Source organism: Bifidobacterium sp. LH_450 (assembly GCF_056356715.1).
This window is the reverse complement of sequence record NZ_JBKEUU010000001.1, coordinates 245,616-257,713: the sequence shown is the minus strand read 5'-3', so window position 1 is coordinate 257,713 and position 12,098 is coordinate 245,616. Positions and strand designations below refer to the sequence as shown.

Below are 12,098 nucleotides of genomic sequence, written 5' to 3'. Positions count from 1 at the left end.
CAGAACAAGAAGCTGCCCAGCTACTCGTCAGGAGCTTGATTTTCTAGCGCTTGCGCAGCGCCTCCACGCCCTTGGCGATGCCCCAGAAGAGCGTCGAGAGCGTGACGATCGCGAAGCTCGGCGGAGCGGGGAACATCGCGGACAGCACCAGGCCGCCCCAGATCGCCAGCAGGCACAGGCCGGTGGCCATTGCCATCGCCTTGAACGGGGAGGCGGTCGCGATGTTCGCCGTGGCGGCCGGCGTGACCACCAGTGCGAAGATCAGCAGCGTGCCCACGGCAGGGACCGCAATCGTGATGACGCCGGCGAGGATGGCCATGTACAGCACGTTCATCAGCGTTACCGGCACGCCTTTGGCCTGGGCCACCTGCTCGTCGAGCGAGCTGAACAGCATCGGGCGGTAGACGACGGCGAACACCGCCAGCAGCACGACGTCGAAGATGATGAAGCCAATGATCTGGTCATGGGTGATCGTCAGGATCGATCCGAACAGGATCGACTGGAACTGCTGGGAAGCGGAACTGGACATGCGCGCGAAATACAGGCCCAGGCCGGTGGCGAATGCCAGCACGGTGCCCGTGGCGATTTCGCGTTGCGACGCCTTCTTGCCCAGCGCCGCGATGACCAGCGCCCCGCCAAGGGCGAATGCGCCCATGCCCAGCGATACCGGCAGTCCGAGCAGCACCGCTCCGGTAGCCCCCGGCAGGCCGATATGGGCCAGCGCGTGCGCCGCGAACGTCGATTGGCGCGCAATCGTGAAGTATCCGACGATGCCGGCCGCTACGGCGATGCACAGCCCGGCGATGAAGGCCCGCGTCATGAAGGACGTGCCGAGCGTGTCCATCCACTGGGGGTCGTACGACAATGAAGCGCCCATGTGCTAGTCCTTCCGTGCGGCGCGTGGCGCGTCGTCCTCATGGTCATGATGGTGGTGGTATCCGGCCAGTTCGGATGCCTGGTGCATGTCCCGCTCGCCCTGCCCGGGCCGGTCGGAAGTGGGCGTGACGAACATGTCGCCCTGCGGCGTGGTGACGACCTGGACGTTGGTGCCGTACAGGTGGGTGAGCAGCTTCGAGTCGAGGACCTTGTTGAGGCTGGCGTAGTGGGGGTGGCCATCGAGCAGGTAGACGGCGCCGTCGAGGATCGGCAGCAGCATGTTGAGGTCGTGGGCGACGACCTGGATCGTCATGCCGAGCTCCCGGTTGAGCTTGGCCAGGATGCGCACCGTCGAGCGCTGGCTCGACAGGTCCAGGTTGGCCAGCGGCTCGTCGAGCATCAGCAGGCGCGGGTCCGAAACGAGCGCCTGGGAAATGGCGACGCGCTGGCGCAGCCCTCCCGACAGTTCGGACAGGCGCATCTTCGCCTTGTCCGCGATGCCGGTGAATTCCATCGCCTCCATCGCCTTCGCCTTCTGCGCGCGCGTAACCGGATGGAAGCCGAACCGGGTGCCGGTCAGCCCCAGCAGCACCGACTGCTCGGCGGTCAGCGACGAGTCGATCTGCGACACGTACGCCTGCGGGACGTAGCCTATCTGCTGGTTCATCGTGCCGGCCGGCTTGCCGAGCACGTCCAGCGTCCCCTCGGCAATCGGGATGAGGCCGAGCTCCGCCTTCATCAGCGTCGTCTTGCCGGCGCCGTTCGTGCCGACGATGGCGGTGACGGAGCCGGAGGAAATGGAAAACGTGCCCTGGCTCCAGATGAGGTTTCCGCCGCGCTTGATCGCGACGCCGCGGCATGCAATGGCCGGCGCGTTTTCGCTTGACGTCATGCTCCCTCGATTCCACAGGATTGGCGGTTGTGGCCACCTTGGCACCCGCTATTGACAATCATTCTCAATAAGGTTCGCAGCCGGTCACTGCGCGGCACTGGAGGAAGCGTCGGCGGAACCGCTGGGCGTAGCCTGCGCCGACGGCTCGCCGGATGCCTCGTCCTCTTGCTGGAGGTCCGAGGACACCTGCTCGACCAGCGAGGAGATCCAGTCGGTCAGCGTCTGCTCGTCCTGCGGCATCTGTTCGGTGACGTCGAGTACGGGGATGCCCTTCGACTGCGCCAGCTTGACGAGTTCCTTCGTCGTGTCGTTGCTTTCCTGCGCGTTGTTGACCAGCAGCGACACGCCGCTGCCGTCGATCAGTTCCTGGAATTCCTTGATATCGGAGGCCGCGGGCTCGCTGCCGTTGGCCATCGCCTGGGCGAAGCCCTTCGGCGTGGCGTCCTCGAACCCCAGGTCGCTCATCAGGTAGTAGGCGAGGCTTTCGGTCGCCGCATAGCGCAGCCCGGGGTGCGCGGCGCTGAATTCCTTCATCGTCTCCTCGAGGGCGCTTTCGCCTTTCGACCAGGAGGCGTAGTTGGCTTCGAACGCATCCTTCCTGTCGCTGCGCAGCTTGCTGAACGTATCGCACAGCTCCTTGGCGACAGCGTTGCGCGCGTCCTTCGAGAACCACAGGTGCGGATTGTCGCCTTCCATGGCGCCGACCGTTTCGGCGACCGAGATGCGCGTGGCGCCCGAGCCCAGCGCCTTGTCGGCCCAGGAGTCGTAGCCGGCTCCGTTGACCAGCACGACGTCCGCCTTCTCCAGCTTGGCGACGTCGGCGGTGGTGGGCTCGAAATCATGGGCGTCGACGGATGCCGAGCCGAGGATGGACGTGACGGACACGTCGTCGCCGCCGATCTGCTCGGCCACGGAGCCCCATTGGTTCAGCGACGCGACGACGGTGATGGGGCCGGCGTCGGCGGACGTGCTTGCGCTGGGCGACGACGAGTCGTCCACCGAGGCCCAGCCGCATCCGGCGGCGCCCAGCGCCATGCAGCATGCGGCCGCCGCGGCCGCGATCTTCCAGATTGTCCTTGCGGGTCGCTTCATCGGGTTCCTTCACCGCCTATGGTCGTCCATCGTCTCTTCCTTCCGCCAGCCGCCTGTCAAGACCGCCCGCGCCGGAGCTGTCCTCACGCGCTAAGGTGGTGCGGGTGCCGGCACATGCCGCAACCGACCAACGAAAGGGTTTCCGATGGCAATCATACTCGACGGCAAAAAGGTTTCCGCCGCAAAGAAAGCCCAGCTCGCGCAGCGCGTGAACAGGCTTGCCGAAGCAGGCCATGTCCCGGGCCTGGCGACGGTGCTGGTAGGCGAGGACCCCGGTTCCGTCAAATACGTCGCCGGCAAGCATTCCGACTGCGCCGAGGTGGGCATCCGCTCCATCAAGGTGGAGCTGCCGGCGCAGGCCACGCAGCGCGACGTGCTGGACGCCTGCGAGAACCTCAACGCCGACCCCGCATGCACCGGCTACATCGTGCAGCTGCCGCTGCCGGATAGCATCGACGGCAACGCCGTCATCGACGCCATCGATCCGGCCAAGGACGCCGATGGCATGCACCCGTACAATCTCGGGGAACTGGTGCTGCACGTGGGTTCGGGGCTTGAGACCCCGTTGCCGTGCACGCCTAGGGGCATCCTCGAGCTGCTGGGGGCCTACGGCATCGATCTGGCGGGCAAGGAGGTGTGCGTGCTGGGGCGCGGCATCACCATCGGGCGCACCATCGGCCTGATGCTGACGCGCAAGGCCGTCAACGCCACCGTCACGCTGTGCCATACCGGCACGCGCGACGTCGCGGAGCACGTTTCGCGGGCGGACGTCGTCATCGCCGCCGTCGGCTCCGCCGGATTCGTCACCCCCGACATGGTCAAGGACGGCGCCGTGCTCGTCGACGTCGGCGTATCGCGCTGGTATGACGCGGTCGCCGGGAAATACCGCATCAAGGGGGACGTCGATCCGGACTGCTATGGCAAGGCAAGCGCCTACACGCCCAACCCGGGCGGGGTGGGTCCGATGACGCGGGCGATGCTGCTGGAGAACGTCGTGGAAATGGCGGAACGCCTGTACCTGTAGGGCGCGACACGCCCGAATTTTTCCTCTGTGAAACGACCACGGCTTCGGGTACAGTGGAAAACCGAATGCGCCAGCAACGCGTTCGGCATAATTGAATACCGATATTATCCACCTACTCAATTCGTAAGAAACCACATTACATGGCAGAGAACAATAACGAAGTCACCAAGGTCGCGCTCAACGACATCGGCAGCGTGGACGACTTCATCAAGGCAGTCGATTCCACCATCAAGAACTTCGATGATGGCGATCTGGTCGAAGGCACCGTCGTCAAGGTCGATCACGACGAGGTCCTTCTCGACATCGGCTACAAGACCGAGGGCGTCATTCCCTCCCGCGAACTTTCCATCAAGAAGGACGTCGATCCCGACGACGTCGTCGAAGTCGGCGATACCGTCGAGGCCCTCGTTGTCACCAAGGAAGACAAGGAAGGCCGTCTGATCCTGTCCAAGAAGCGCGCGCAGTACGAGCGCGCCTGGGGCGATATCGAGAAGATCAAGGAAGCCGATGGCGTCGTCGAAGGCACCGTCATCGAAGCGGTCAAGGGCGGCCTCATCGTCGACATCGGCCTGCGTGGCTTCCTGCCGGCTTCGCTCGTTGAAATGCGCCGCGTGCGCGACCTGTCGCCGTACATCGGTCAGGCCATCAAGGCGAAGATCCTCGAGCTCGACAAGAACCGCAACAACGTGGTGCTGTCCCGTCGCCAGTACCTCGAGGAGACCCAGTCCGAAGTGCGCGAGACCTTCCTCTCGCAGCTCAAGAAGGGCCAGATCCGCGAAGGCGTCGTGTCCTCCATCGTCAACTTCGGCGCATTCGTCGATCTCGGTGGCGTTGACGGCCTGATCCACGTCTCCGAGCTGTCCTGGAAGCACATCGACCACCCGTCCGAGGTCGTCAAGGTCGGCGACAAGGTCACCGTCGAGGTGCTCGACGTCGATCTCGACCGCGAACGCATCTCCCTGTCGCTCAAGGCTACGCAGGAAGATCCGTGGCAGCGCTTCGCCCGCACCCACGTGCCGGGCCAGATCGTGCGCGGCAAGGTCACCAAGATCGTCCAGTTCGGCGTGTTCATCTCCGTCGAGGACGGCATCGAGGGCCTGGTGCACATCTCCGAGCTCGCCAACCGCCATGTCGAGAACCCGGAGACCGTCGTCAAGCCGGGCGAAGAGGTCTTCGTCAAGGTCATCGACGTCGATCTCGACCGTCGCCGCATCTCGCTGTCCCTCAAGCAGGCCAACGACTCCGTCGACCCGGCTTCCGAGGACTTCGATCCGGCGCTGTACGGCATGCCGGCCGAATACGACGAGCAGGGCAACTACAAGTACCCCGAAGGCTTCGACCCGAACACCAACGAGTGGATCGCCGGCTACGAGCAGCAGCGTGAAGAGTGGGAGAACCAGTACGCTGCCGCCCACGACCTGTGGGAAGAGCACAAGGAGTTCGTCGCCAAGGAGCTCGAGAACGCCGAGGCTTCCGCTGCCGAGGACGGCCAGGCCGCCCCGAAGGAAGAGAAGGTCGAGGAAGTCTCCAATTACTCCTCCGAATCCACTTCCAACGGCACCCTCGCCGACTCCGACCAGCTGGCCGCCCTGCGCGAGCAGCTGCTGAGCGAGAAGAAGTGAGCTTCTAGAAGCTAGGTTCCTCTAGCGAGGATAGGAAAGGGGTTCCAGCTGTTTTGGCTGGAATCCCTTTTTACGTTTATGGGTTTGCGGCATTTCAACATAACCTCACGTTGCGAGGCTCAGCGTGCATTTTCTTTTGCCTAGTCTCCGAATTCAAGTCTAAAAGACCGTTTGCGGATAAGGAAAAGGTTGCTCTGTGTCCATGTAAAATACTTCGATTCCATTCCCGATATATGCCGCTGTGATTTGAAAAACGGTGATTGACAGCTGCCATTCCATCCCGGCAAAAGTTGACAAAAAACAGCGGGGGGGGGGGTAGGCTTATGGGCTATGCGGCAAGGAAGCCGCAGGCAATCCAGCTGACGGAGGTGCATTATGACCGCTGCCATAAAGCTCAATCAGATTCTTGGACTGGACAGCCGGGAATTGTCCGAAACCAAGGTCCGTTTCAATCGGGGAACAGCCGAAGTCAACGCTCTGGACGTATACCTTGACGATCCTGCTGCGTTCGATGCGGAATGGACACTGAACCGAGGACGATACGAAACATTGCGCATAGGGTATCGCGTGTTGTCGCTGGTTCATCTTGATGGCGATCAATGGCTTCTTGCCGGCATCCTCAAGGTTTGTGCCAGTGAGGACGAAACTCCAGCCAACAAATATCGCGGCGAATACGAAGAGCGATTCCGGCCGCTGTTCGGACGGGTGATCGTTGGATACCATAAGGACACTCAGCAGCCCGCAAGATGGGCGACCGGCCTTATTGACGAGATGACGGTGCTTGAGATCCTTCCGGAACCATATGGCGGGAAAGCTTTTCCTGGCTATGACAATATCTGCCTAGGCTTCGTTGAATTGGAACGCATCATCCGGCAGCACCGGAGTGAATGGATGATGCCTTTGGAACATCAGCAAGGCGTATACGCCATTGTCGATCGGTCGACGGGTGCGCTGTATATCGGGTCCGCGACCTCACTCAATGGTGGAATACTGGGCCGATGGGCACAGTATATCGAAACAGGCCATGGCGGCAACGTCATGCTGACCGATCTCATCAATGCGCAGGGCATCGACTACGCGCGCAAACATTTCCAGTTCGTGCTGCTTGAAAATTACAACATGCGAGTGGATCCTCACCGCGTTCTCGAGCGTGAAGCATGGTGGAAGCAGGCGCTGGCAACGCGGATAAACGGATATAACGCCAACTGAGCACACACAGGGGGGAGAGAAGGGGGAGCCATGAGCAGTGCTGTACCAGTGAAGCAGGTTGACCGTCTTTGCGAACTTAATGACGACCAGGTTCGCAAGACGCTTCTGGATGTTTCGTCTGCCTTGGATCGCCGGGAGAAACTGGAGCAACGGATAGCGGATGACCGGGCGCATTCACCTGAGAGAACGCAGCAGCGTTTGCTCAATGCCATGGCATGGCTGATCGTCGCCACGGCAAGCGGCGGCATGGCGATCATCATTGCCGTTGCCGAGCAGATGGAGGGCATTCAGCCGTGCGCATGGCTGTTCGGCATCCTTGCCGTTGCAGCTCTTATCACTGCTTTGGCCAAGCTGCAGGGACTTTCAAGTGAAGTGTCGCCTCTGGGCGACGACGCGCAACACGGAGAAGAGGCGCGTACGGCTCTGCGCAAGCTGGAAGAGCAGCAGCGGGGAATCCTTCGGCTCATTCCGCAATGGTATCGGGACCCTTCCGTGTTGCGCGAGCTGCGTGCACGGCTGCCACAGGGGGAAGGATTCCACCTTCGCCAGGCGAGCATCGACTATGACAGCGCATGCCATGCAGCGGCAATCAGCGGATTGCAGTCCCAACAGGAGCAGCAGCGTGACCGGGAAGCGGAATACCTTCAAAAGTCCCGCACTTTGGAACTGGTCGATCTAGTGGAAGTCCAACGGCTGTTTTCCGCGCAGAACACGCTGTATTCCCAGGTCCAGCAGGAAAACCGCTCCCTGCGTGGCACCATCGCAGCACACGGCGTTGATCCCGAACGTGTGCTGGCTGGCGAAATCAGCTGAATCGATTGCGAAAACGAGGGGTAGCCCCCTCTAGCTTTCAGGCATAAGGAAGGGTGATGACAATGGGAACCGATAACGGACTTCATCAAGTCATGCAGGTGCTCGGCCAATACCAGTCGCTTTTGGTTCGCGGCAATGACGAGGCGGACAGGAGCGAAGCCGTTCGCGAGCGGCTGGGAATCATTGCCATGCTGGACAAACATGTGGAATGCGCGACGGGAATCGGCGCCTTGGTATTCGTGATTGCCGTATGCATGGTGCTGGCGGGTACCGCATATGCTTCATTGCCGGCCGTCATAGCGTTGGCATGCTTCGCCTATGGGTTGACGGCTTTTATCCTTCTCAAGAAAATAGCGCCGAATGCCCAAGGGCTGAGGCAGCTTGAGCGCGCATCGAAAGCATCTGGGGAAAACGCCAACAAAAAGCGCCGGGAATTGCTGCAGGCGTTGCCGCAGGGATTCCGCACCGATGCCGGTGCGCAGGATCTGCACCATGCGCTTGCCTGCGGGCAGGCCGATTCCGTGCAGGAGGCCCGCGAATGGCAGGAAGTATATGGTCAGCGACGTGAGCAGATTGCGCAGGAGCAGCGCGAACTTGCCAGATGCACGCAAGCCGCCGATGCCGCCCAGGAGAACTATGCGCTCAAATGCGCGCAAATACAGCAGCTTGAGTGCCAAATCAGGGAGCTTAAGGATCAGCAGGAAGAGCTGGAACGGGAAAATGACCGGCTGCGCATGTCGCAGTACGCCCGCTAGGGCTGCCAGGCAGTGCATCGATCAGATGGGGGAAGGGGAAAAACATGGCTGACAAGCCGATCATGATCGCCGATATCGTGGGCATTGTCGGCAGCATTGCGCTGCTGGCAGGAAGCCTCATGCTGCCTTCCGTGCGGACGACGTCCGCGGCTCAGGACGAGGAGCGCTCCAGTGCCCATAGCGAGACGGCAAATGCAGCTACGGATAGGAAGTCACCGGCCGTGAATAGCGAAACGACCGGGAGCGCGGCTTCCCCGTCGTCATCGCCGAAGACGTCGACTTCCGCAGCTGCTGCAGATGATGCTGAACCATCCTACGAAGAGACCTATGCCACTAGGGAGGCGATTTCCTGGGATGATTTATGGATGGTTCGCATATGGGGAAGATTCTGCAAGCCAAACGGTGGCTGCATAGAAATCAGCCAGCAGTCCGAAAGCCCGGAGGACGAGGATGCGTTCCTGCTGGATCTGAGCGGCTTGGGAGACGACAATCCGCTGCCCTCCGGACAGACGCAGATAGCGATGTCGATGGACTACCAGGAGAAGCCCTCCAAGGAACAGCTTGAGCGTGGGCTGCGGCTCATTACACGGTATACCTATCGGGTCGATTGCGATATCAACCCTGCGGCCGACTGCGAGGCAATCTATGAAGGGTCTGGATCTCCTCCAGCAGCCATTCAGATGGTAGAGGAGCCTTTGACCGTTACGGCGCTTGCAGCAGGTACCGATCCTATGGAATATGGGTTCCAGGTGGATGCGCAGAATCCTCCCGGCGGCACGTTGTGCGTCGTCATCCAGCGGTATGGGGAGGAGCTTGCGCCCCTTTCCAGTGACGACGTCTTCTATAGCTGTCCGCCTGAAGTCTGCCGTGTGGGTGAATGAACGTGGGCGCCAGTAGGTTTCTTTCGGCCTATTCGCTTGATGCTGTTTGATGGCCCCCGTTCGGTTTGCGCCGAGCGGGGCGCCTATTTTCCAGTGCCGGGCTTAAGGCTTGTATGATGGGCGCTGTGAAGATTGTCCGCATTGGCCTCACGGGCGGCATCGCCGCAGGCAAATCCACCGTTTCGCGCCGTTTGGGGGAGCTGGGCGCCTATGTCATCGACTACGACGTGCTCGCGCGTCGCGTCGTGGAGCCCGGCTCGTCGGTGCTTCAGGAGATTGCCGCGCAGTTCGGCCCGCAAGCGATCAGCGCCGACGGCACGCTTGACCGCGGCTGGATGGCGCAATACGTATTCGGGGGAGCCGAGGAAAGCGATACCGAACAAACCAACGCCGCTGGTGAATCTTGGGAAAGCATCAACCTGACGCCGCGCGAACGGCTTATGGCCATCGAATACCCGGCGATCTTCTCCCTTGCGCAGGAAGCGGAACGGGGCGTATCCGGCGGCGTTGTCGTCCACGACATCCCGTTGCTGGCGGAAGTCGTCGATACATTGCCGTTCTCCTTCGACCATGTCGTGACGGTCGAGGCCCCTGAAACGCTGCGCATCGAGCGGATGGTCGCCACGCGCGGCATGAGCGCACGGCAGGCGGCCGGCCGCATCCGCTCGCAGCCTACGGAAGCGCAGCGCCGCGCCATCGCCGATATCGTCATCGACACAACCGAGCCGCTGCCGCGTATGCTGGAGGAAGCGGACAGGCTCTATGCGCAGTTCAAGCGGGAGGCAGCGTAATGGGAACGAATATCGAACGTGCCGACAAGCCCTTCGTCGTCAAGTCGCCGTACCAGCCGAGCGGCGACCAGCCGCAGGCCATCGACGAACTCGCCGAACGCATCGAGGGCGGCGAGAACGACGTCGTGCTGATGGGAGCCACCGGCACCGGCAAGACGGCGACGACGGCATGGCTGATTGAGCGGCTGCAGCGGCCCACGCTGATCATCGAGCCGAACAAGACGCTAGCCGCGCAGCTGTGCGCCGAATTCCGCGAGCTGATGCCGGACAACGCCGTCAGCTATTTCGTCAGCTATTACGACTACTACCAGCCGGAAGCCTACATCCCGCAGACGGATACGTACATCGAAAAGGATTCCAATATCAACGACGACGTCGAGCGGCTGCGCCATGCGGCGACCGCCAACCTGCTGACGCGCCGCGACTGCGTCGTCATCGCCACCGTCAGCTGCATCTACGGCCTGGGCACGCCGGAGGAATACGCCGGCCGCATGCTGTTCCTGAAGGAGGGGCAGCAGATCGAGCGCGACGCCCTGCTGCGCACGTTCGTCGACATGCAGTACAAGCGCAACGACATCGCATTCACCCGCGGCACGTTCCGCGTGCGCGGCGACACCGTCGAGATCATTCCGGTCTATGAAGAGCTCGCGGTGCGCATCGAGTTCTTCGGCGACGAAATCGACCGGATATCCATGCTGCATCCGCTCACCGGCGACGTCATCCGCCAGGAGGAATCGGTGCACATCTTCCCGGCATCCCATTACGTCGCCGGACCCCAGCGCATGGAACGGGCGCTGACGTCCATCCAGAAGGAGCTCGACGAACGGCTCGCCGAGCTGCGCAAGCAGGGCAAGGAACTGGAGGCGCAACGCCTGCAGATGCGCACCGCCTACGATCTGGAGATGCTTTCGCAGGTCGGCGTGTGCTCCGGTGTGGAGAACTATTCGCGGCATTTCGACGGCCGCGCCCCCGGCACGCCGCCGCATACGCTGCTCGACTTCTTCCCCGACGACTTCCTGCTGGTCATCGACGAAAGCCACGTCACCGTGCCGCAGATCGGCGCGATGTACGAAGGCGACGCCTCCCGCAAGCGCACGCTGGTCGAGCACGGGTTCCGGCTGCCGAGTGCGATGGACAACCGGCCGCTCAAGTGGCCTGAATTCCTCGATCGCGTCGGGCAGACCGTGTACCTGTCCGCAACGCCCGGCGACTATGAGCTGGGGCTTTCCGACGGCGTCGTCGAGCAGATCATCCGTCCGACCGGCCTGGTCGACCCGAAGATCGACGTGCGCCCGGTCGACGGGCAGATCGACGATCTGCTTGCCGAAATCAAGGACCGCGTTGCGAAGAACGAGCGCACGCTGGTCACGACGCTGACGAAGAAGATGGCGGAGGACCTGACCGACTACCTGCTGGAGCGGGGGATCAAGGTCGAATACCTGCATTCGGACGTCGACACGCTGCGCCGCGTCGAATTGCTGCGGCAGCTGCGCGAGGGGAAGATCGACGTCATCGTCGGCATCAACCTGCTGCGCGAGGGCCTCGATCTGCCCGAAGTGTCGCTGGTGGCGATTCTCGATGCCGACAAGGAAGGCTTCCTGCGCTCGTACCGCTCGCTGATCCAGACGATCGGGCGCGCGGCGCGCAACGTCGACGGCACCGTCATCATGTACGCGGACGACGTCACCGACGCGATGGACAAGGCAATCAGCGAAACGAACCGGCGCCGCGACATCCAGATCGCCTACAACAAGGAGCATGGCATCGATCCGAAGCCCCTGATCAAGAAGATCTCGGACGTCAACGACATGCTCGCCAAGGAGGACGTCGACACGCAGGAGCTGCTGGAAGGCGGCTACCGCAACGCCAACAAGGCCGGCAATTCGCATCTGGGCGTGCCGGCCGCCAGCCCGGAGGAAAGCGATCGGCGCCACGAGGAGATCCTCAAGGCCGGGCTGCCGGCCCAGGACCTCGCCGACCTCATCCGCCAGCTGTCCGAACAGATGCATACGGCCGCCGAGCAGCTGCAGTTCGAGCTCGCCGCGCGCCTGCGCGACGAAATCCGCGATTTGAAGAAGGAGCTGCGCGGCATGACCGAAGCGGCAAAATAGCGAGAGGGGTGGCTGCGTCACCCTGCGAACGT

11 protein-coding genes are annotated in these 12,098 nt (G+C 62.2%); 8 read left to right on the top strand and 3 right to left on the bottom strand.

The features are described 5' to 3' along the window. Positions 1–43: 43 nt before the first annotated feature. From AC1AXT_RS01205 to AC1AXT_RS01195, 3 genes are all read right to left on the bottom strand, one after another. A complete protein-coding gene (locus AC1AXT_RS01205) occupies positions 44–877 on the bottom strand; it encodes a metal ABC transporter permease (RefSeq protein ID WP_476539954.1) in 834 nt (277 codons plus the stop codon). A gap of 3 nt (positions 878–880) precedes the next feature. Beyond that, on the bottom strand, positions 881–1,768 hold the full coding sequence (locus tag AC1AXT_RS01200; protein WP_476539952.1) for an ABC transporter ATP-binding protein: 888 nt from the start codon (positions 1,766–1,768) through the stop codon (positions 881–883). 84 nt (positions 1,769–1,852) lie between these two features. Next, positions 1,853–2,860, bottom strand: coding sequence for a metal ABC transporter solute-binding protein, Zn/Mn family (locus AC1AXT_RS01195; protein ID WP_476539950.1), 1,008 nt, complete (start codon positions 2,858–2,860; stop codon positions 1,853–1,855). 145 nt (positions 2,861–3,005) lie between these two features. On the opposite strand from AC1AXT_RS01195, the gene AC1AXT_RS01190 reads away from it, so the two are divergent. The 8 genes from AC1AXT_RS01190 (at position 3,006) to uvrB (ending at position 12,066) form a co-directional block, all read left to right on the top strand. Beyond that, positions 3,006–3,884, top strand: a complete 879-nt coding sequence (locus AC1AXT_RS01190) for a bifunctional methylenetetrahydrofolate dehydrogenase/methenyltetrahydrofolate cyclohydrolase (protein ID WP_476539948.1) — start codon at positions 3,006–3,008, stop codon at positions 3,882–3,884. A 140-nt stretch (positions 3,885–4,024) separates the two neighbouring features. Beyond that, positions 4,025–5,506, top strand: a complete 1,482-nt coding sequence (gene rpsA / locus AC1AXT_RS01185) for a 30S ribosomal protein S1 (RefSeq protein ID WP_476539946.1) — start codon at positions 4,025–4,027, stop codon at positions 5,504–5,506. Between the two features lie 375 nt (positions 5,507–5,881). Continuing rightward, positions 5,882–6,715 (top strand): GIY-YIG nuclease family protein, encoded by an 834-nt coding sequence (locus AC1AXT_RS01180; RefSeq protein ID WP_476539944.1) that lies wholly within the window; start codon positions 5,882–5,884, stop codon positions 6,713–6,715. Between the two features lie 30 nt (positions 6,716–6,745). Further along, positions 6,746–7,528 carry a hypothetical protein gene (locus AC1AXT_RS01175; RefSeq protein WP_476539942.1) on the top strand — a complete coding sequence of 261 codons (783 nt, stop codon included), beginning with the start codon at positions 6,746–6,748 and terminating at the stop codon, positions 7,526–7,528. Between the two features lie 56 nt (positions 7,529–7,584). Then, positions 7,585–8,283 (top strand): hypothetical protein, encoded by a 699-nt coding sequence (locus tag AC1AXT_RS01170; RefSeq protein ID WP_476539940.1) that lies wholly within the window; start codon positions 7,585–7,587, stop codon positions 8,281–8,283. 44 nt (positions 8,284–8,327) lie between these two features. Next, entirely contained in the window at positions 8,328–9,164 is an 837-nt protein-coding gene (locus tag AC1AXT_RS01165; RefSeq protein ID WP_476539938.1) for a hypothetical protein, read from the top strand. A gap of 116 nt (positions 9,165–9,280) precedes the next feature. Further along, on the top strand, positions 9,281–9,955 hold the full coding sequence (gene coaE / locus AC1AXT_RS01160; protein WP_476539936.1) for a dephospho-CoA kinase: 675 nt from the start codon (positions 9,281–9,283) through the stop codon (positions 9,953–9,955). Further along, a complete protein-coding gene (gene uvrB / locus AC1AXT_RS01155; RefSeq protein WP_476539934.1) occupies positions 9,955–12,066 on the top strand; it encodes an excinuclease ABC subunit UvrB in 2,112 nt (703 codons plus the stop codon). Before coaE ends, uvrB begins: the two co-directional genes overlap by 1 nt. Positions 12,067–12,098: the final 32 nt, after the last annotated feature.